At 61.4% G+C, this 19,460-nt stretch carries 21 protein-coding genes; 1 reads left to right on the top strand and 20 read right to left on the bottom strand.

The annotated features are described in order from the left end of the window. Positions 1-239: 239 nt before the first annotated feature. From AC0L28_RS02535 to AC0L28_RS02510, 6 genes are all read right to left on the bottom strand, one after another. Entirely contained in the window at positions 240-767 is a 528-nt protein-coding gene (locus AC0L28_RS02535) for a YciE/YciF ferroxidase family protein (protein WP_023799488.1), read from the bottom strand. Positions 768-955: 188 nt separating this feature from the next. Next, positions 956-1,129, bottom strand: coding sequence for a hypothetical protein (locus AC0L28_RS02530; RefSeq protein WP_245277671.1), 174 nt, complete (start codon positions 1,127-1,129; stop codon positions 956-958). Positions 1,130-1,247: 118 nt separating this feature from the next. Then, positions 1,248-1,469 carry a hypothetical protein gene (locus AC0L28_RS02525; RefSeq protein ID WP_023799490.1) on the bottom strand — a complete coding sequence of 74 codons (222 nt, stop codon included), beginning with the start codon at positions 1,467-1,469 and terminating at the stop codon, positions 1,248-1,250. Positions 1,470-1,489: 20 nt separating this feature from the next. Continuing rightward, positions 1,490-1,894, bottom strand: coding sequence for a SpoIIAA family protein (locus AC0L28_RS02520; protein ID WP_031255037.1), 405 nt, complete (start codon positions 1,892-1,894; stop codon positions 1,490-1,492). A 55-nt stretch (positions 1,895-1,949) separates the two neighbouring features. Continuing rightward, positions 1,950-3,113 (bottom strand): DUF3182 family protein, encoded by a 1,164-nt coding sequence (locus AC0L28_RS02515; protein WP_023799492.1) that lies wholly within the window; start codon positions 3,111-3,113, stop codon positions 1,950-1,952. Positions 3,114-3,558: 445 nt separating this feature from the next. Continuing rightward, positions 3,559-4,083: a metallophosphoesterase family protein gene (locus AC0L28_RS02510; RefSeq protein ID WP_023799493.1), complete on the bottom strand. Its 525-nt coding sequence runs from the start codon at positions 4,081-4,083 to the stop codon at positions 3,559-3,561. A 113-nt stretch (positions 4,084-4,196) separates the two neighbouring features. On the opposite strand from AC0L28_RS02510, the gene AC0L28_RS02505 reads away from it, so the two are divergent. Continuing rightward, the gene (locus tag AC0L28_RS02505) at positions 4,197-4,451 is read left to right on the top strand and encodes a DUF982 domain-containing protein (protein ID WP_023799494.1); all 255 of its coding nucleotides are present in this window, start codon (positions 4,197-4,199) and stop codon (positions 4,449-4,451) included. A 108-nt stretch (positions 4,452-4,559) separates the two neighbouring features. Here AC0L28_RS02505 and AC0L28_RS02500 read toward each other — a convergent pair whose 3' ends face one another. From AC0L28_RS02500 to AC0L28_RS02435, 14 genes are all read right to left on the bottom strand, one after another. Then, positions 4,560-7,106 (bottom strand): NAD-dependent epimerase/dehydratase family protein, encoded by a 2,547-nt coding sequence (locus AC0L28_RS02500; protein WP_473475336.1) that lies wholly within the window; start codon positions 7,104-7,106, stop codon positions 4,560-4,562. 251 nt (positions 7,107-7,357) lie between these two features. Further along, positions 7,358-7,627, bottom strand: coding sequence for a hypothetical protein (locus AC0L28_RS02495; protein ID WP_023799497.1), 270 nt, complete (start codon positions 7,625-7,627; stop codon positions 7,358-7,360). Between the two features lie 82 nt (positions 7,628-7,709). Next, positions 7,710-9,020, bottom strand: a complete 1,311-nt coding sequence (locus AC0L28_RS02490; protein ID WP_287217106.1) for an HlyD family type I secretion periplasmic adaptor subunit — start codon at positions 9,018-9,020, stop codon at positions 7,710-7,712. Beyond that, positions 9,020-10,774, bottom strand: a complete 1,755-nt coding sequence (locus AC0L28_RS02485; protein WP_473475334.1) for a type I secretion system permease/ATPase — start codon at positions 10,772-10,774, stop codon at positions 9,020-9,022. The genes AC0L28_RS02490 and AC0L28_RS02485 overlap by 1 nt, the downstream gene beginning before the upstream one ends. An 84-nt stretch (positions 10,775-10,858) precedes the next feature. Beyond that, the gene (gene eglC / locus AC0L28_RS02480) at positions 10,859-12,250 is read right to left on the bottom strand and encodes an endo-1,3-1,4-beta-glycanase EglC (RefSeq protein WP_128172282.1); all 1,392 of its coding nucleotides are present in this window, start codon (positions 12,248-12,250) and stop codon (positions 10,859-10,861) included. A gap of 267 nt (positions 12,251-12,517) precedes the next feature. Then, positions 12,518-13,339 carry a D-glutamate cyclase family protein gene (locus tag AC0L28_RS02475; RefSeq protein ID WP_473475332.1) on the bottom strand — a complete coding sequence of 274 codons (822 nt, stop codon included), beginning with the start codon at positions 13,337-13,339 and terminating at the stop codon, positions 12,518-12,520. Between the two features lie 158 nt (positions 13,340-13,497). Beyond that, complete coding sequence (gene sctT, locus AC0L28_RS02470) at positions 13,498-14,313, bottom strand: type III secretion system export apparatus subunit SctT (protein WP_023799502.1); 816 nt, start codon at positions 14,311-14,313, stop codon at positions 13,498-13,500. 9 nt (positions 14,314-14,322) lie between these two features. Then, entirely contained in the window at positions 14,323-14,592 is a 270-nt protein-coding gene (locus tag AC0L28_RS02465) for an EscS/YscS/HrcS family type III secretion system export apparatus protein (RefSeq protein WP_287205261.1), read from the bottom strand. Positions 14,593-14,610: 18 nt separating this feature from the next. Then, on the bottom strand, positions 14,611-15,264 hold the full coding sequence (gene sctR, locus AC0L28_RS02460) for a type III secretion system export apparatus subunit SctR (protein WP_473475330.1): 654 nt from the start codon (positions 15,262-15,264) through the stop codon (positions 14,611-14,613). After that, positions 15,257-16,180, bottom strand: a complete 924-nt coding sequence (gene sctQ / locus AC0L28_RS02455) for a type III secretion system cytoplasmic ring protein SctQ (RefSeq protein ID WP_473475328.1) — start codon at positions 16,178-16,180, stop codon at positions 15,257-15,259. Before sctQ ends, sctR begins: the two co-directional genes overlap by 8 nt. Positions 16,181-16,388: 208 nt before the next feature. Then, complete coding sequence (locus tag AC0L28_RS02450) at positions 16,389-16,877, bottom strand: hypothetical protein (RefSeq protein ID WP_473475326.1); 489 nt, start codon at positions 16,875-16,877, stop codon at positions 16,389-16,391. Continuing rightward, positions 16,864-18,222, bottom strand: a complete 1,359-nt coding sequence (locus tag AC0L28_RS02445; RefSeq protein ID WP_473475324.1) for a FliI/YscN family ATPase — start codon at positions 18,220-18,222, stop codon at positions 16,864-16,866. Before AC0L28_RS02445 ends, AC0L28_RS02450 begins: the two co-directional genes overlap by 14 nt. Beyond that, a complete protein-coding gene (sctL, locus tag AC0L28_RS02440) occupies positions 18,219-18,839 on the bottom strand; it encodes a type III secretion system stator protein SctL (protein WP_473475322.1) in 621 nt (206 codons plus the stop codon). The genes AC0L28_RS02445 and sctL overlap by 4 nt, the downstream gene beginning before the upstream one ends. Positions 18,840-18,844: 5 nt before the next feature. Further along, a complete protein-coding gene (locus tag AC0L28_RS02435; RefSeq protein WP_473475320.1) occupies positions 18,845-19,417 on the bottom strand; it encodes a SctK family type III secretion system sorting platform protein in 573 nt (190 codons plus the stop codon). Positions 19,418-19,460 lie beyond the last annotated feature (43 nt).

Raw genomic sequence — 19,460 nt, 5'->3', positions numbered from 1 at the left:
GCCACTCAACGCCATGCCGAACGCCAACGCCAACGATAGCGGGCTCTCTCACCTGATATTTGCGTAATGTCTTTTAACCCATTGGTCTTCTTGAAGATTCCGGCTCAAGCTAATTCAAGCCTGGCAATGGCAGTCGGCCACGCCGGTTCAAGAATCCGGACGGCAAGGCACTACCTGCATCTTGCGAGCGGAGCCTGGCGATCTTCGCCTGGGCTCCGCAAGCCTGTCACCACCAGGAATCAGGCGGCGGCTTGGAGGGCACGTTGGTTGACACCACCCTCGCCCAACCCGGTCAGCGCTTCGTCTGTCGCGACCTCTTCCTTGAGCGTTGCCTTGAGAAGGGCGGCGACATCGGCCTTTCCCATCTGTTCCGCCCAGGCGACAAGAGTGCCGTACCGGGCGATCTCGTAATGTTCGACGGCTTGCGCCGCTGCGACCAGTCCGGCATCGAGCGCAGGAGCACCGTCATAGTCTTCGAGGATCTCGGAGCCTTCTTCAATGATGCCGTCGATCGCCGGGCAGGTCTTGCCGCGTGCCGCCTTGCCAAATTTCTCGAACACCTCCTCGAGCCGGTCGACGTGAACTTCCGTCTCCATGCGATGTTTTTCGAAGGCAGCAGTCACTTTTTCCGACTCCGCGCTTTTGGCCATTTTCGGCAGCGCCCTCAGTATTTTCTTTTCGGCGTAGTAAAGATCTTTCAGCCCGTCGAGGAACAGGTCCTCAAGGCCCTTGGTTGTCGCTTTCGCAGCTTTTTTCGCAGTTGCCATGGTCGTCTCCCGCTGAGGTTTGGAGCTAGCCTCCCTAACTGGGAAGGCGACCGATAACCCCGCCGGCCGGCAACAAGTTCCCTGATGATTCGAGCCGCTGGAAATTTTTCGCCTCAGGCCGCGCAGGTGCTGCAAGGCTTACGCTGGCGAGACGGCGGTGCGAGCAAATGGCTTCGCCAGCAATCGGCTCAATCGATCCGCTTGATACGACCCTTGTCGAGACGGAACACTCCATCCTGGCCGCCCTGCCTCTCAAAATCGGTAAGCAGATCGTCCCAGGTCCCGAGGAATTCGCCACAGTCGTCGCAAAGGATCCGGTCGTCAGGACCGGCGTCGGCCGGAATCCTCAGCCTTATCGTCAAGCAATAAGGGCATTCCAACTGGTGGTTAAGATACTGTGTGGTCATCGACGACAGCAAGAATGCACTGGAAACGTGGCCCCTGCAACCTGCTCGCGCCGGGGCAGGACGCTTGCATTGATTATATGCCGTCTTTGGTCGGAGGCCAGCCAGACTGGGCAGTCGGCGGAATGTTGTCGGAAGTCACCTCACCCCGCTTGAGTTTTCGAATGGCCTCATTGGCTTCGAGTTCATCGAGGCCGGAAAGCGGCATGCCGTCAACCACGACGGCTTCCTCGCTCTCGTCGTCATAGACTTCCCACAGGCCGTCCGAATTCTGTCGTTTGTTGTAGATGGTTGGCATGGCCGCTCCCCTTGATACCGCTATTGAACGCGTGCTACCCACGCCAGAGCCTGGGTCTTTTCGTCCGCCGGGAACACCCGCGCCTCGATCTGCGGGAACAGTGCGCCCGTCATTTCGGTAGCTGCCTTGATCCACTGTTTTTCGGACACCACTGCGGCACGCTGGAAGCGGTGGAGTTCGCCAAGTTTGCTCAAGCCGTACTGCAGATCGCGGCGCAACGCGTCGCCCGTCATGTCCTCCAGATCGGTAAGGTCGGCCAGGATGCCGATCTCTTCATGTTCGCTCAGTTTCTCTTCGATGGTCGGGATGATCTTGTCGTAGTCCTCCGCGGTCACGGTACCGGCAACGCGAAATGCGGCGACATTCCCAGGAGCAGAAATAACCTCGATCACTTTTTCCTCCTTCGGATTGGTTTTCGGGATCATGCCGAACAACTCAAGCCGCCGACGGATGTTCCCTGGTCCTAAGCGTTTTTAGACACTAATCCGCCGCTTTCTTTGGCGGCTCCCGGGTCGCATGCGTGACGACGGTATAGCGCGTGATCGGACCCTCATCGGGGTCTTCTCCTTGAAAGTGAACGTCCGCGTTGTCAGGCGGCCGGCTGGTATTGCCGAACGTCTTGACCGCGGACGCACGCACCAGTTGGATGTCCGGGTCCTGCTTCATGATTTTTATTGCCGCAAGCTCGGCCGTGCTGCTGCCGCCAATGCGCCAGCTGGCCTCGAGCACACCGGATCGCCAGATACCCGACGAATCGACACCCTGGCCGATATCGTAGTTGCGCCGCGAGGCGAAAAATCCAGGACACTCGGCCATCGCCGCGTCATAGGCCCTCGCCTGCGCAATTGCCAAAGCTAGTGCGCGGGGAAGCTGAAGGTCTTCGAGAGCTTCCCATCCGCCGCGCACGACGATGAGATCAGACCCGCCATAAACGGATTGTCCCGCATTGTCGGTCGTCGTCGTTTGAGTGCCGTAGTAGGCGACCATGATTTCGTCGATCTCCGTTCTGCCAACACTCAATGTGACGACGTCACGAAGGTCGGCTTCGAGCACCAGACCGCACTCGTCCAAGTCGGGGGAGCGGTATTGCTCGAGCAGTCTCTCGACGTCAGCGACCGTGCGAACGATGTGCTGGTCCTGGCCTCGCGAGGCAAGCGGTGGCTTGAGCCGGGCCAGCCCATGCCTCAGCAGGCGTTGCGCTGCTCGCAGCGCATCGTGCCGCGAAAACACGGTGTAGCCAGGCAATACTGCGGCGGCGACAGTTCTGCCGAAGCCGGTTGACCATTCTTTCGGTCGCTCGGCCAGGTCGTCGACCAGTTCGTGGGTTATCGCCTTAGTGGTCGCGAATCGCCAAGGCACCACGCCGCCGAAGAGGTCTTGCGGCCCGTTGATACCCAGCCGCGCCGCATCGCTGGCAAGCAAGCTGTCGTCCGGCACGAAGTACAAGCGCCCGCCATTGCCGCTGCTGTGGCCTAGACCCTGCCGGAAGGCAAACCCCTTGAGCGTGGCAATGGTGCGGGCGACGGCAGCTATGGCTTCCCGCTCGTGAGCGTAGAGAGGCTCGCAGCCCGGCGCGGGGAATGCGATCACGGTGCCTTTTGGCTGGCTCGGCTGAGTGCCTCTGTGCTCGGTCATCTCGCTCATTCCGGTGCTTCCTCGTCATGGCCATTGGGCGCCGATGTTTGCGGTCCCTACGCGCCCTGCCCCGGGAGAACGCAGCAGATGGCAGAACGTTCAGCCCGGATTGGCATGCTCGCCGCGTGGGCGCAGACGCTGGTATCCAGCCGTGACCTTGGAGCGCGCTGCGGTGCAGAACCTTTGATCGCCGAGGGACAGCGCCCCCCTCTGTCCTGCCGGACATCTCCCCCACACGGGGGGAGATCGGCAGCTTCGCGGACAGCGTCCCTTTTTTGCACGGTTGGTGGTTGGCGAAATCAGTGATGGAGGCCAATCTCCCCCCTCGTGGGGAGATGTCCGGCAGGACAGAGGGGGGCGCGACGGATCGCTGCGGAGCGCTTTTATTCTGAGCCGCTGCATTCTTCGGCTGATTGCCACTGGAACGGCAACAGCCGGATGACCCGCGTTTTAATCATTCGCGTTGAATATCCCGGCTGACCGTTCGCCGCCGTCGGCTTGCAAGGATGGCGGAAAGGGTGACCGGGCGGAAATCCCAGCTGTCGACGCCGGCGTCGTACTGGCGTGTGACCGGGCTCAGCCTGCCGTGGGAATGGCCATGCAGATTGATCGATTTCTTGCCGATCTGATTCCAGGTGCGAAAAGGATAGTGGCAAAGGATCAGCAATCTGCCGTCTATCGTCAGTTCCTTGTAATGCTGTGTGCTGGCCCAACCCGCAGCCTCTATGGTCGCCGCGCCATCGTTGTTGCCGATAGTCAGATGCTTCTCGCCATGAAGAGACGACAGCAGCGATGCAACGAATTCGGCCGATCCCTTGGCAAAGTCGCCGAGATGCCAGATCTGGTCATCCGGGCTGACGGTTTCGTTCCAGAGCGAAATCAGCGCTCGATCGTGTTCGGCCAGCGAGCCGAACGGGCGGCGATCGATGCGCAGAATGCGGGGATCGCTGAAATGTGTGTCGGCCGTGAAATAGATCATGGTCGTTCACAGCCTTTGCGGACGTTGTCCGAACCTCGCCTTCCCGCAATTAACATTTGAGGTGGCCAACAAGATCAGACGCGGCTAACATACTCCTCGCTTTGGAGAGTATCGTGCGCACGAGACGTTTCAGAAAGCCAATTGTCGTTCAACCCGGTCGGATCGATCGTGACAGGGTTGTTTTGTCTGTCTCCGATGCGGCTGAAGTGCTGCTGAAGGACTGGCCGACGCCAGCGTCCAAGACGCGTCTGGCTGCAATCGCAGCCTGCCTTGCTGTTATCCGCGGCGATAAGCCGCCAAGGGTCGCGCGCCAGGCGTTCATCGTCGCGGCCAAGGACGCGAGGATCCTGCTCGGCGAACAAATCTAGCCCCGTCAGGCAGAGCCTCGTTCAGGCCGTTCGATCTCTTCCTTTGACCTGCTCCTGCAGATTGGCACTCGGCGCGCTTCGCTTCGCCAGGTGCTGAAGTCGAGTTGCTCAGACAATCGCTCGATCCCAACCGCCATAGTGCTGGTCGCTGCGCGTGCCGCGCGGCAGGCTGAGCACGATCAGCGCCAGACCGATCGCAACGTCCGCCACCATCGCCAGGGTCTCACCGCCGGCAAGCACGAAGGGGGACACCGCGATCCATGCGCCAAGCACGACATTGAGGAAGCGCAGCGGCCGGACCACTTCGGCCATGGCCGTGACTGCGACCATGATAATGAGACAGCCGACGACGTGATCGCTGAAGTAAAGCGGTGGCTGCGTGCCGAAGATCAATGGCGTGGTCATCAGCAAGGCGCCAAGCAGCGTGCTCGCTGCCAGCGTCCACGGGAAGTTGACGCCGCCGGTGACAAATTCCTTCAGCACCTCGAAAACCGGACGGTCGAGATCGGCGCCAGGCGTCTGGTTCTCCGACAGCGCCGGTCCGCCCATCCAGAAAGTACGCCAGAACGGCTCGCCTGCCCTCGTGGCGCCCCAGAGATACTGGATGGTCGCCAGCACCTCGTCGACGGAGTAAGGGATCAGCACCACCGTGACGGCGGCCTGGAGAATGCAGAGCGTGCACAGCGCGCCAATCAGCGGTGGCTGGATGATGATGAAGGACACGCTGACCACGCCAAGCGGAACGATCAGTAGGCCGAAGAGGAGCACCATCCACGGCATGGTGCGCCAGCGCCGGCGGTCGCCGATCGCGCCGGCGAGGATATCGAGGCAATAGGCGAAGGCGCCGAGCCCGGCATCGGCGATTGGAAAACCCTTTGAGACCCATGACGTCACCACCGCCTCGCTGCCGTTGCGCACCGGCGCGCCGCCGGGGCCGAAGAACGGATCCCACAGCCCATCCGCGTGGCCCATCTGGAAAGCGGCGAGATAGCGCGAGACGAACAGGCCGACGAAGGCCAGCGCCACGATCGGTATCCGCTGCGTGAAGGTCGATGGCGAATAGGTCCAGCCCAGCGGAATGTCGTCGTCGGCCGCCAGCGCGCGGCGGCTGATGCCAGGGGTCGGCGGGATCATCACCGCAAAGGCGACGATCAGCATGCCGACGAGCGTGTCGATGGCATAGGCGGCGGCGCTGGTCGTCCAGAACAGCAACGGCGCCAGCATCACCCAAACTCCGAGCGACGCCGTGATCCACTGCACCCAGCGCCAGCGTCGGGACATGCCCATCAACGCAAAGGCCGTCACCAGCAGGCCGGAAACGATCTCGCTGACGCCGAGGCCTGCGTTGCGCAATGGCGGCTCCGCGACAGCGTGCCCCAGAGCGGGTGGCATTGCGGCTGTGACGGGATCGAACAGGCCAATTGTCATTGGCGAGGTGACCAGCCACAGCCCAAGCGCAGCGTTGGTCATCGGCGCCCAGAGCGTCCTCGACCGATGCCGTTTTATCGCCGCTTCGACCTCTTCCTTGCTTCGCTCGAGCGGTCCCTTGAGGCGCCTTTCGGCCTGCTCGATCTCGGGGTCAGAAGCCGCGACAACCGGCGGATCGAGCTTGTTGGCCGCATACCAGTCCGTGGGGTCCTGTTTCAGCCGGCGGATCATCTCCGGCAATGTGTCCAGCAGATTGTGTCTGGGCGCCCAGCCCAGCAGGGTTTTGGCCCGCGAAATGTCGATCTCGTAATGATCGTCCGAGTTCTCGATCATCCACGGTTTGATGTCGGTGTCCTGGTCGAGCACCTCCGTCTGCACCCACGCGCCCAGCTTCGTCAGCTGCTTCGGCAGCGCCAGGGTGCGCCAGTCCTCGCCATGGATAAGCCAGCCGATGCGCTTCTGCATCTCCTCGTATGACGGTGTGTCTTCTTCGCCGATCAGAAGCACGGTCTCGGCCGGAAGTTCGGCGCGCCGGTCGACGGTGCGCACCACTGCATCGACGAGATCGTCCTTGTGCAGATAGGGCTGGCCGGCGGTGATATCGCCGGCGAACAGATACGCGGTCGGCAAGCGTTCGAAGATGCGGGCGATCTGCTGGGCAATAAAGGCCGCCCGGCAGTCTTCGTCATAGACGCCGGCGAGCCGCAGGGTCACCGTCTTGATCTGGCCGCGCTCCCGCGAAATCAGCGCCTCGGTTTCGGCCTTCGATCTTGGATAGGCCCAGGCCGGGTCGAGCGGCGAGTCCTCATTGATTTTCGCGCCTTTCCCCGGGCTTGGCGCATGGACGAGAAGCGTGCTGGAGAACACGAACTGCTCGGTCTCGACCGCCGCCAGCGCCTTCAGGAGCCGGCGCGTGCCCTGCACGGTGACGGCGTCATATCTGGGGTTGTCCTCGCCGGTCGTGTCGTAATAGGCAGCAAGATGGACGACCGAAGCGATGCGGCCGCCGCTGCGCTCGCGTGCCGCCTGCACAGCCTTGCTCACGCCCTCATCCGAGGTGAGATCGATCTCGATCGTCTCCATGCCGGCAGGGGCATGCTTCGGTTTTGCAACGTCGAGGCCGATGACTTGGTAGCGGTCGATCAAGCCTCGCGCGATCGCCTGCCCCAGGAAGCCGCTGCTGCCGGTGATAAGAACCGTCGGAAGGGTCGTGCCGTTACTCGCCACAGCTCAGGCCCGTTCGCCAAGCCGTCTGCACTTCAACCCGGCAACCTGCCGGTCCGGATCCCGGTTAGCCGTGGTCTCGTTCAGCCGGATGTGGGCGATCTGCAATGTCTTGTCGAAGCTCATCATTGCCTCAAAGAAGGAAGCGCCTCGCGCCCCACTCAGTGAGTAACACCGGCATGGCGGAAATGTTTCCGCGTCAGGTCGGGAAAATTGTTGCTATCCATCCGGAGAGACGGATCTGTTCCGCCCGCCTATTCGGCGTTCCATTCCGCCTTGCGTGCCCGCGCTTCCTCGAAGATCAGCTTGAACTCCCGCATCATCGCGCTCTCAATGGCGAATGCACAGCTTGGCACGGCGCCGGGGTCTTCCTGATTGTTCTGGAATTGAAAACGGGCCTCCAGTTCGGCCCATATTCGCTCGGAGATCCTGTCGGGGCCGGCAAGAAGCGCGACGACCAGCGCCAGAGTCTCTCGCTGGGCATTGAGCCGACCCTCTATCTCTTCATTCGTCAACTCGGACATGTGGGATCGCTTCCGGTTTCAGGCGAAACGGCAAAATCGCATCCTTGTTCCGGAATTCAGCTCGTCGGCTCGCAGAGAGAGCCTACTGCTCCCTGAAAGCTCGCTGGATCTGATCCGCCAAAGGTTTCACGAGATAGGACAGCATGGTGCGGTTGCCGGTCGAAAAGAACACCTCGACAGGCATGCCTGGCGCCAGGGCCACGCCCTTGAGCCGGCTAAGCTCTGTGCGCGGTAAAGCAACATGCACGGTGTAAAAGCCGGTGCCTGTTTTCTCATCGACATTGAGGTCGGCGGAAATCTTGCTGACGGCACCATTCAGTTCCGGCGTCGTTTGCTGATTGAATGCCGACAGCCGCAGGGTCGCGCCTTGCCCTGGCGTCAACTGATCGATGTCTTGCGGAGCCACGCGCGCCTCGACGGTCAGGTCGTCCGTCACCGGGACAATCAGCATGATGAGCTCGCCTGGAGATATAACGCCACCGACCGTGTGCACGCCGAGCTGATGAACGACACCGTTCTGCGGACTGCGTATGTCGATGCGTTTGAGCTGATCTTCGGCCGAAACCTTGCGCTCGACGGACTCGGAGATCTTTGCCTGGACGTCTCGCAGTTCGCTTGCCACTTCGCTGCGCAAATCCTGGTCGATCTGGATGATCTGCAAACGGATTTCGGAGGTACGACCCTTCGATTGCGCTATGGCCGCAGTCAGTTGCCCGTGCTCGCCTTTAAGCCGCACGGCATCGCGTTCAAGCGCAGTAATACGATCGATCGAAACCAGCTTGCGTTGCCAAAGTCTGCGCATGCCTTCGAGCTCAAAGCCGATCAATTTGATTTCTTGGCTCTTGGCATCTCTTTGCTCGGTCAATCCGGAAACCTCTTCGGCAAGCTGCGCAATGCGCTCCTGCAACTGAGCCTTCTGACCGGCGCGTGCCTGTCGGCGAAATTCGAACAGAGATTGCTCGCCGGCCATCGCCCGACCAATCTCGGGGGCATCCTGGCGTGACACAAGCGAAGCTGGAAAGACGATGCTTGCCTTGCCGTCGCGCTCGGCCTCAAGGCGAGCCAGCCGCGCCTCGAATTCGTCCAGGCTCTTCGAGACGATCGCCAAATTGGCCCGGGTGATGGTCTCATCGAGGCGGATCAAGACCTTGCCCGATTGCACGGCATCGCCTTCCCGGACGAAGATTTGACCGACAACGCCACCCGTCGGATGCTGCACCTTCTTGACGCTGGAATCGACAACCAGCTTTCCCGAAGCGATGACGGCTCCGGAAATCTCGGTGACGGCAGCCAAGCTCCCCGCCCCGCCAACCAGCAGGATGCAGGTTGCGACACCGCCAAGCAGATAGCGTCGAATGGTGCGATCGGCCGCGAATATCATGCGTTGCGCCATCAGGATGCCGTCTCTTCTAGTCCGGAAACGACTTTCAAGGGAACGCCCGCTGGGCGGGTTATCTTGTTCAAGATCTCATTTTTTGGGCCAAAGGCCTGAATACGGCCGTTCGCCATCACAAGAACCTGATCCAGGCTGGCAAGCGCGCTCGGACGATGTGCGACCACGACGGCTATACCGCCTCGCGCGCGCACGCCTTGGATCGCCACCGTCAAGGCCGCCTCGCCTTCCGCATCGAGGTTGGAGTTAGGCTCGTCGAGAATAACCAGAAACGGGTCACCGTAGAGAGCCCGGGCAAGCGCCACCCGCTGCCTCTGGCCAGCCGAAAGCGCCGAACCGGCCTCGCCGATGCGCGTCTCGTAGCCTTCCGGCAGGTGGATGACGAGATCATGAACGCCGGCCGCGCGCGCAGCCGCCAGTATCTTGTCCGAGGGCGCTTGCGGTTCGAAGCGCGCGATGTTCTCGGCAATTGTGCCGTCGAACAGTTGCACATCCTGAGGCAGATAGCCGACATGCTTGCCCAGTTCTTCCGGCGACCACTGGTCGAGCGTTGCGCCGTCCAGCCTGACGGTGCCGCGGATTGGCAGCCATATGCCGGCAATTGCCCGAACGAGCGATGACTTGCCCGAAGCGCTTGGCCCGACGATGCCGAGGCCGACGCCCTGTTCCAATGCAAAGGTGGCGTCCTGCACGACCATCCGGCGCTCACCCGGCGGTGTGACACTGATACTTTCGACCGAAAGAGCAGATCTCGGAGCAGGCAGCGAGACACTTGTCGCAGTTTCGGGAAGCTGGACCAAAAGCTGGGTCAGCCGGGCCCAGGCCTGGCGGGCGGTGACGAAGCCCTTCCAGTGGGCGATAGCCAGTTCGATAGGTGCGAGCGCCCGGCTCATCATGATCGAACTTGCGATCATGATGCCGCCGGTCGCCTCCTGATGGATGACCAGATAAGCGCCGATCGCCAGGATGCCCGATTGCAGCATCATGCGCAGGATCTTCGCGATCGTTGCGAGCGTCCCGGCAAGGTCGCTGGCTGTTGCATTGGTGTCGAGGTAGCCGGCATTGATCCCTGACCAGCGCTCGGCGATGCGCGAGCCAAAGCCCATGGCCTGCAGAACCTCGGCATTGCGACGTGTCGCTTCGGCAAGTGTATTGCGCGCTGCCGCTTGACTGTTTGCCTTTTTGGCGGGCTCTCTCGTGCGAATTTCGGCAAGCAATGCCAGGCTGAACAGAATGACCACGCCGGCCAGCGCCGTCATGCCGATCCAGAAGTGGAACAGGAAGCAGATTCCGAGATAGAGCGGCACCCACGGCAGGTCGAAAAGCGCGGTCGGACCGGCACTCGACATGAACGATCGCACCTGGTCAAGATCCCGCAAGGATTGAAGGCCGTCGCCTGCGAGCTTGGTTCGCAGCGGCAAACGCATGAGGGCGGCATAGACCTGTCCGCTCAAGCGCGCGTCCAGCGCCATCCCGATGCGCACCAGCAAACGCGACCGGATGAGTTCGAGAACGCCCTGAAAAACGAAAAGTGTGCTGGCAAACACGGCGAGCCCGACGAGCGTCGGCACGCTGCGGCCGGGTATGACACGATCATAGACCTGCAGCATGAAGAACGAGCCGGTCAGCGCCAGGACATTGACGACGCCGCTCATCAACGCAATTCCGGCCAACGCTCGCCGGAAGGAAGCCAAAACCGCCGCGAGTGTCGTTCGCGGCGGCTCGGGTGGAATGGGATGCGACGTCGGCTTCACATCAGTTCCAGTTCGGTCTCAGGCGGCAATGGCCGCGCCCGAAATGATGACGAACGTGTCGGTGCCGAGTCCATCTGTCAAATGTCAGATAACCCAGTCTTGCAACGCATAGGCATGGATGTAGTCGATCTGCATTTCGGCAGGCGTCGCAAGCTCGTCGGCGGGCTCTCCCGCCTGGCCACCGATCCCCATATTCACCAGCATATACATCGGGTCATGCATGTCGGCAGGCGTTGCGGCACGAGCGACTTCGACGTCGTCGAAATACCAGACGAGTTCGTCTTCTGTCCAAAGCACGCCATACGTGTGGAACCCTTCGGTATCCGCGGCATAGGCCGTCGTGCCTACTGTTGTATGAGTTCCTGTCGCGTTCGAGTGGCCTGTCAGGATGAGCTTGTTTGGATCTTTACCGAACATCTCGATGACGTCCAGTTCCGGTGGCCAGGAGCCGTCCGCCGGGAGAAGCCAGAAGGCCGGCCAAGCACCTTGTGTTTCGGGCATGTCGGCTCGAATTTCAAAATAGCCGTAGGTCTGCGCGAAAGATTCGTAGGTCGTCAGCAACCCTGACGTGTATTCGTAGTTATTTATGTAGGGACGGATCGCTTCAGGAGCCCGGGCGGCGGTAATGGTGAGAACGCCGTCCTCGATGCTGAACGGATTGACGGAGCGTGTCGGGGCGTAGTCGGTATCGATGTACCATTGAAGATCATTGTTGCTCGTGAGCGTGCTGCCGTTCTCGGCCCCCCACCAGTAATTCGAATCCCAGGTGCCGCTCGAGCCGTTCCACAGGTCCAACGTATCGAACTCGTCCGAAAAGGTCAGTTCCAGGGCAGACCTGTCCACGGCCAGCTTGAACTGGCTTGCGGTGAAATCGCCGATGGTCTTGTTGGCGAAGACGAGAAACTCGCCGTCGGACAGATTTAGGCGGACGTTGGCTCCCGACTGGACCATGTTGGCGCGCACCTCTTCGAAGGAGGTGAAGCCGTAGCTCCCGACGCGAACCGTATCCGTCGCGCCAAGGTCCAGGATTAGGTCACTGCCGTTGCCGGGGTTGACGACGAAAATGTCCGCCCCGGATCCGCCCTTGAGCACGTCATCGCCCTGCAAGCCGTCGAGCGTCTGTTGGCCGGAGCCGCCGGTAACGATGTTGTTCAGCTCGTTTCCGAAAGCATAGCGCTTGTCGCCGGTGACCGTCAGGTTCTCGAAATTCGCCGGGAGTTTGTAGCTCATCCAGGTCGAGATGGTGTCCACCCCTTCGCCGGACAGCTCGACCGCCTTGTTTTTCGCGGCATACAGATAATAGATGTCGTCGCCCTTGCCGCCACGCATTGTGACGGTGACGGCAGCGTCGCCATACATCGAGTCGTTGTATGTGCTGCCATAAAGTGTCGGGCCGGAATTCGTCGCCGAATACCACTTTACGGAGGATCCGCTGTAGGGAAGTGGAACGCCTTTGGCGTTCAGTACCGTGGCCATCCCGGTCCTTTCTCCTTTGTCTCGCTCGATACCAGCCCTAACATCTATCGAGGGCAAAAGTAGCCAGTACTTTTTCACTTTCCAGTTCGGAAGGTTACCAAATGGTTATCACGTAGTGGGAGCACTTGCCGGGGAGCTTCACTGCCTCGAGTGCATAAGGTTGGGCCACTGCAACATGATCGAAGATGTGGTGAGGCAGATCGAGACCGACTCTCACCGCATTTCGCATCTCGAATAGCATTAACGCTGACCGGTGATGAAGAACTGCTAGTAGACTTTGAAAGCGCCCGCATCGGCTCGTGCATCGACATCGGTGATCAGCATGTGCCCCGGCGATACCGTGATCGAGGTCGCCAGTTCGGCGCGAGCAAGCGCATCCTGCGCGGTGATGCTGCTGGCCCAGAACACAGCGACCTCCCCGTCGATGATTTTGACCGCATCGCCCCAGTCGGGAGCCATCAAATCGGCTATTCCGATGACCGTGGGATCTCCGACATGGATGGGAGAGCCGTGGGCATGCGGGAAGCGTGCGGTGACGGCGCGAACCCTGTCGACATCGCAACGGCTTATCGGACGCATCGAGACGACCATTTCGCCACCAAACGGTCCGACGCGGCACGTCTGGATCCTGGTTCGGAACTTGGGCGAGGCCTTGCCGCAGCCGATGCGGCTCAGTTTCTTTTCGGCAAGTGCAGCTTCGACGGTCAGCGAACTGCCGAGCGCGAAAGCGGCAAAATCATCCTGCCACAGGTCGATGATGTCCGTCCTCCGACGGGTCAGCTCGCCGAAATGATAGATGTTGTACTGGGGGGCATCGGTGCGGATGTCGATGTCGCCCAGCGCTGGGATCAATGGGCTGCCGGCGCGATTAACGCCGACCAATGGACAGGGTTTCGGGTTGCGGATGCAGAACTGGTGGAAATCGCTGGCAAAGCTGCGCGGCACAATCACAACATTGGCCTGGAGCTTGCCATGCGCCAGCCCCCCCGTATGCCCCTCATAGGCGCCCATTCTGACAAGCCTGCGCAGCCTGTCCGCATCGACCAGTCGCAGGTCCTCGAAGATCGGTGAAGTGGTCAGGCGAGCCATCGCTTCCGGTTCAGAGACAAGTCGGGAGGGCGTAAGATCGTTGGCGGCTCGGCTGCTTGTCAAATTGTCAGAATCTTTCCTCAACGATAAATTGTATTTATTGGCCGGCCAACGATTGCTTCATCTTACGACCGACGCTTGCGCAAACCTTCCTGCTGTCATTGACAGTTGCGGCAGCCGATCGCTTCTATCTGTCGGCCTGCCTCGTGCAGGAAGCCAAGGTCGCGCTCCATGTAGAAGAGCAGGAAAGCAGAATAGAGGACAAAGACCAGGCTAAACACCAGCGTCTTCACGATCAGCGAAAGCGCAAAAACGTTGAGGTGCGGTGAGGCGCGCGCCAAAAAGGCCAGCACAAGGTCGGACAACAGCATGCTGATGATGAGCGGGAAAACCAGGGTCAATGCCATCATCAGAATGCGGTTCAAGAGATCGAGGAAAATGCCGGCCGCATCCTTGCTGAACACCGGCAGAAGCTGGTCGATCGGCCACAGGCCATAGCTGTCGTAGAGGCTGGTCAGGGAAAGCTCGAGGCCGCCGGCAGCCAGGTAGACCGTGACCATGATGACGGCGAGCAAGGTGCCGGTGGCGCTCGTCTCATGGGTCATCATCGGATCGATCAGCGTGCCCATCGTCGAGCCGCGCTGCAGGTCCAGTATATCGCCGGCAGCCTCGGCCGCCCAGAACGGAATGCCCATCGCCAGCCCGAGCGTTACCCCGACCACGACCTCCTTGAGCATGTAGGCGACGATCATCGTCGTCGCGATGTCGGTGTTTGTCAGCTTGTCGACGATCATCGGAAAGACCGGAACCGCCAGCGCCAGGGCAACGCCGTTGCGCAGAAGGCCCGAAAGCGGCACGCGCGAAAAGAGCGGCATCAGCAGCATGAACCCGGTCATGCGGGCGAGCGCGAAAGCTCCCGCCAAAAGAAACAACTGTAGCTCCTTGACCGACGCGAAGAAGGGTTCGACCGGCATCCGCGCGCCTCAACGCGTGACGACGGGGAATTCGTCCAGCGCCGTCGAGGCCTGCTCGGCGATCTGCTGGCCAAGCAGCGGGCCGAAGACGATGATGACTAGCAGGATCACGACAAGCTTGATCGTCTGCGGCAGCGACTGGTCCTGAATTTGCGTCAGCGCCTGGGCCAGCCCGACCAGGATGCCAACGGCCAGCGCCGCAATGATCGCCGGGCCTGACGCGAACAGCACCGTCAGGAGCGCGCCCTGGACCTTCGCCAGGATGAAGTCATTGCTCATGCAAACCTCCCAGCGGCGTCAGACGTAACTCAGGATCAGGCCGTGCATCAGCCGCGACCAGCCATCTATGGCGACGAAAAGGAACAGTTTCAGCGGGACCGAAATGAGGACCGGCGAGACCATGATCATGCCGAGCGTCATCAGGATGTTGGCAACGACGATGTCGATGATGAGGAACGGAAGATAAAGCAGAAAGCCGATTTCAAACGCCCGCGTAAGCTCGGACGCGACAAAGGCAGGAACAAGTATCGAAAGATCGTCGTCCTTCAGATCTTGTCGTGCCTGTTCCGGCCACAGGCGGTTCGTTCCGTCGAGAAAGAACTGCCGCTCTTCCGGCTGGGTGAACTTGATCAGGTGCTGCTGCAATGGTTCCCTCACCAGTTGCGTCGCCCTGGCGAGGTCGTCGGTCGTCTGGAACTGAACCTGCCCTTCCTGGAGCCGTCCCGACATCTCGCTCAGCAACGGCGTTGTGACATAGACCGTGAGCACGAGCGCTATGCCGTAGAGCACCAGATTGGGCGGCATCTGCTGGACGCCGAGCGCATTGCGGATGAGGAACAGCACGACCGAGATCTTCAGGAAACCGGTCATGGTGACGACTGCCAGCGGCAGCAGACCGACAAAGCCGACGGCAGTCAGGATCCCAAGCAGGTTGGGCGAATTGTCAAGCATTGTCGAACATACGGGCGATCCGCACGCCCAGGCTCTCCCCAATCCGGACGATCTCGCCACGGCCGACGCGTTTGCCATTGGCGATGATGTCGACCGTCTCCTTCGTCACATTGGCGAGCGGAACGATGGCACCGGGCGCAAGCTGCCTTACCTCGCCGAGAGGCATCGCCGTGCGGCCGAGTTCGAAGGCAAGCGCAACCGGCAGCTCGTCCAGAGTTGCCTCCTCCAATGCCTGATCGGCGTGCGGCGGCGTGTCTTGGTTCATGGTCCACTCCCATTTCGATCCAGCGATTGCAGTCGGCGCGGCAAGCAGTTGCGGCCCGCTGGCAGTCAGCACCGCCGGGGCATAAAGCCGCTCGGCAATGACCAATGCCGCCTCTTCCCCTTCGTCATCGAAAAGCACCACATCGCCAGGTTGCAGGCTTTGAAGATCACCGTGGCTGATTGTAAGCGCGTTGCGCCAGAGGCAGACCGGCAACGGGAATTCGGCAGGAACCGGAGGTCTTGCTTTGCCGATCGCGTCGAGAAAGCGCCCGGCCCGCACCGCCAGATCGACGCTGTCGGTGTGCAAGGCGCAACCTATGGTTTCGTCCTTGCCGGCCAGGACGAAAGCCAACGCGGTTTGGTCCAGAACGCTGTCTTCTTGTTCTTGTTCGATCGACGTAATAGCGATCGTCCCGCCCAGCTTGCTCTCGATCCATTCGATATCTTTTTCGAATTCGGACTCCAGCAGCAGTGCGGCGTGAGCGGGTGCCGGTCGTTTCACGTCGATCAGCTCGTCAGCCTTGGCAAGGCCTCGTTCGACAACAGATAACGGCAAGCGCAATTTGCCCGCCATGTCTCCGAGGGTGAACGCAATCGTGCATATTGGCTGGTCCACAGGGTTCGGCGCCGGCCAGATGGCGGCGAGCGCCATGGTTTTCCCGGCAATCGTGATCTGCGCGGGAGCACGGCGGCGGTAGAAGGCGTTCAATGCCTCAACCTCTCCAGCCGCAACAGATTCCAATGCCAGCGGCTCGCCAACGCTCGAGCGTGTGCGTCTCACCGGTTCTGCGCGCGCTTTCTTTCTTGCCGACGCCAAGGCCTGAGGCATCACACTTCCATATTCACGATCACGGATTGGACTATCGTTCTGTGGGTAAGCACAGTGGACCGCGCTCGTCTTCCTCGGAAAGCTCGGCAAGCGCCAGGCTGCGACGCGCAGTGCGTTTGGTCAGATGCTCCAAAAGCCCGTCCAGCTTCGTCACCGCCTTCATGCTGGCGCGATGATCGTTGCGGGCGGCCGATAACTCGGTTTTGCTTCGTTGCTCGGTGACGCCGGCGATCTTCTGGTTTTCCCGGAGCTGCTCGGTTTGCCTGGCGGCGTTCTCGAACTGTCCCTGAAGCCGGTAAAGGCTGGCCGACTTCACCGGTTGCCCAACAAGCGAAGCGAAGGCTGCATCCTCAGCGTCGGCTGCCTGCTGCAGGTGTTCGCTGACCGCGGCGGCTGCCTCCCGAACCGCCCCGGCGGCCCGCTGCGCAGCGGCGTATCGCCTTATGACCAATTCGTTTGCGCGCTGTTCACCGTGGCGCCTGAGGTCGCGCAATCGTGCGATCGTGTCACGATCTTTCATTGACGATCCCCCGCATGCGTTCGCGTGTCTGCTCGATTGTCTCGTGGGTGGCGGACGGCTGTCGCAGGAAGGCGTTGATGGCGTCGATCTTCGCCACCGCCTCGTCCGCCACCGCATCGCTGCCCTTTTCGTATTCGCCGACGCGCAGCAGCAATTCGACGTCGGCGTAGCGGGCGAGCAACTCCCGTAAGCGGCCGGCGTCCGACCGATGTTCCGCCGGCGCCACCGTGTCCATGAGGCGGCTGCGGCTGCGCAGCACGTCGATGGCCGGGAAATGATTGCGCTGTGCAAGCTCGTTCGACAGAAAAACGTGGCCGTCCAAAAGCGCCTGGATTTCTTCGGCAACCGGATCCAGCGTGCCATCGCCCTCCAGAAGAACGCTGTAGAGGCTGGTAATGGAGCCGACGCGGCCAGGCCCTGAGCGCTCGAGCAATCGGGGCAGGACTGCAAAAAGCGAAGACGGGAAACCGCGACGCGTCGGCGGCTCGCCTGAAGCGAGGCCAATCTCGCGCTGCGCACGGGCAAACCGCGTGATGTTGTCCATTGCCAGCAGCACATGCTTGCCCTGGTCGCGAAAATATTCGGCGATGCTGGTTGCCACATAAGCGGCCTTGACGCGCTCGATCGCCGGCCGGTCGGACGTCGCGACGACGATGATTGCGCGCGCCAGCCCTTCCGGGCCAAGCTGATGCTCGATGAATTCGCGCACTTCACGTCCGCGTTCGCCGACAAGCGCAACCACGGCAACATCTGCGTCGGTGCCGCTGACGATATCCGAAAGCAGGATCGACTTGCCGACGCCAGGCTCGCCGAAGATGCCGACGCGCTGCCCACGCGCGCAGGTGAGAAGCCCATCGAGGGCGCGGATTCCTAGCTGGATAGGCTCGGAAATCAAACTGCGCTCCAGCGGCGACGGCGGATAGGCGTTGACCGGATAGCTGCCGGTAATGCCATCCGGCGCAAGCGGCTTGCCATCCAATGGCTCGCCGAACGCGCTGATCACCCGACCAAGCAGGCCAGGCCCGACAGGCACCGTCTGGGTCTTTCCGGTCGCAATGACCTCGGTGAGGCTTGAAAGGCCGGTGAGATCGCCAAGCGGAACAAGGATCGCCATCTCGTCTATGAGCCCGACGACTTCCGCCTTGGTCGCCGTGCCGGTCCTGGGATCGAGGAGTTCGCAGATCTCGCCGATCCGAACCTCCTCCACCGTCGCGTGAATGACCGTGCCGGTGACCCGCCGTACACGCCCTTTCCTGGGTCGGCTGGCATCTTCACGCAGGCCGGAACGCAGGTTCGGAACGATCGATGCGAGGCGGCTCTCGAGCTTGGTGGCGGGACTTGTCATGCCGCCGCCTCGGCCTTTGATGAAATCGCAGCGGCAATGGCGTTGAGCTGTGCCTCGATGCTGGCGTCGATGACGGCAATGTCGGTCGAAAGGATGCAGGCGTCCGTCGCTAGCGCATCGTCGGCGTCGATCTCGATCGTCATGCCCAACTCACTCTCGCGCAGGACCGCGTTCAGTTCGTCGCGAACCCTGGTAACGGAAGCAGGATGAAGTCGGACTTTTAGATATTTGGCGCGGCGAATTTCAGTGACTGCCTGCGCGGCCGCCTTGGCGACCAGCATGCTCGCGTCGAATTCTCCCAGCACGCGCCTGACCACATCGAGAGCCAGAGTGATGATTTCGGCTTCCAGCCCACCGAGATAGCGATCTACCTTGACCGCGGTCTCGCTCACCAGACGCGCGGCATCCGCGTCGCCTCGCGCCTTGCCATCTTCATAACCCTGCGCATATTCAGCCGCATAGGCTCGCCGAGCGGCGTCACGCAACTGCTGCGCGTCACGCCTGGCTTCGTCGAGAAAAGCGTGCCCATCCAGCCAGGCGCGTGCCTCGGCGGCGCGCAGGATGCGGGCGACGGGGCGCCTCGGCACGGCAGTGGTCGCTTTGCCCGGTTCGACCATCTCGCCTAACCCATCGCCCGTCGAACAATCGCCGGACCAGCTTCGGCAAATGGTTCGGCTGTCGGCTGGTCCACAAGCGCATGCGGCATCAGCTTGAGGCGGACCCGCATGCTTGTTTCGCCCGGCATCGCCTGACACCAGCCGCCAAGGCAACGCAGCCCGTCGGCATGGACACGACGATGAATGTCTTCCAGCGGCTCCAACGGCTGCATTGGACCGGCCAGATCGCGGTTGGCGACTGCGAAAGCGCAGATTTCCGCGCCGAGTGCTGCCTGCAACGCAGCGACCTGGCGTCCATCGATGACGGCGGCCAGACTGCCGGCCCAGTAGATCGCGCCGGCGCGAAGCGCTAGTTCCTCCAACTCCTCACCCGACGACAAGGCAATCGCCAGGTCTGTCTCATCGGCTGGCTCGTTGGAGACGGCGCCGCTGAGGCGGTAACGCTCAAGCAGAAGCACTGACAATCGCTGATGCAGGCGCTGCGACCGCAACATACGCTCGCAGGCAGCCTCGCCGATCGTGCCGTCAAAGCATTGCGCCAGCCGGGCCGCATCCGCATAGCCTGCGGGATTGGACATGAATGTCTGCCATTCCGGGCTGGCAGTTTGCTTCGAGCCGGTC

The sequence above is a fragment of the Mesorhizobium sp. WSM4847 genome, assembly GCF_055811335.1.
The sequence above is the reverse complement of the archived record's forward strand: the minus strand, read 5'-3'. Positions and strand labels throughout refer to the sequence as shown.

Coding starts and splice junctions, on each gene's coding strand:
- AC0L28_RS02535 (WP_023799488.1), bottom strand. CDS start 767: ATGGCAACTGCGAAAAAAGCTGCGAAAGCGACAACCAAGGGCCTTGAG.
- AC0L28_RS02525 (WP_023799490.1), bottom strand. CDS start 1,469: ATGCCAACCATCTACAACAAACGACAGAATTCGGACGGCCTGTGGGAA.
- AC0L28_RS02520 (WP_031255037.1), bottom strand. CDS start 1,894: ATGATCCCGAAAACCAATCCGAAGGAGGAAAAAGTGATCGAGGTTATT.
- AC0L28_RS02515 (WP_023799492.1), bottom strand. CDS start 3,113: ATGAGCGAGATGACCGAGCACAGAGGCACTCAGCCGAGCCAGCCAAAA.
- AC0L28_RS02510 (WP_023799493.1), bottom strand. CDS start 4,083: ATGATCTATTTCACGGCCGACACACATTTCAGCGATCCCCGCATTCTG.
- AC0L28_RS02495 (WP_023799497.1), bottom strand. CDS start 7,627: ATGTCCGAGTTGACGAATGAAGAGATAGAGGGTCGGCTCAATGCCCAG.
- AC0L28_RS02490 (WP_287217106.1), bottom strand. CDS start 9,020: ATGGCGCAACGCATGATATTCGCGGCCGATCGCACCATTCGACGCTAT.
- eglC (WP_128172282.1), bottom strand. CDS start 12,250: ATGGCCACGGTACTGAACGCCAAAGGCGTTCCACTTCCCTACAGCGGA.
- AC0L28_RS02475 (WP_473475332.1), bottom strand. CDS start 13,339: ATGGCTCGCCTGACCACTTCACCGATCTTCGAGGACCTGCGACTGGTC.
- sctT (WP_023799502.1), bottom strand. CDS start 14,313: ATGCCGGTCGAACCCTTCTTCGCGTCGGTCAAGGAGCTACAGTTGTTT.
- AC0L28_RS02465 (WP_287205261.1), bottom strand. CDS start 14,592: ATGAGCAATGACTTCATCCTGGCGAAGGTCCAGGGCGCGCTCCTGACG.
- sctR (WP_473475330.1), bottom strand. CDS start 15,264: ATGCTTGACAATTCGCCCAACCTGCTTGGGATCCTGACTGCCGTCGGC.
- sctQ (WP_473475328.1), bottom strand. CDS start 16,180: ATGGCGCTCGCCGCCATCTGGCCGGCGCCGAACCCTGTGGACCAGCCA.
- AC0L28_RS02450 (WP_473475326.1), bottom strand. CDS start 16,877: ATGAAAGATCGTGACACGATCGCACGATTGCGCGACCTCAGGCGCCAC.
- AC0L28_RS02445 (WP_473475324.1), bottom strand. CDS start 18,222: ATGACAAGTCCCGCCACCAAGCTCGAGAGCCGCCTCGCATCGATCGTT.
- sctL (WP_473475322.1), bottom strand. CDS start 18,839: ATGGTCGAACCGGGCAAAGCGACCACTGCCGTGCCGAGGCGCCCCGTC.
- AC0L28_RS02435 (WP_473475320.1), bottom strand. CDS start 19,417: ATGTCCAATCCCGCAGGCTATGCGGATGCGGCCCGGCTGGCGCAATGC.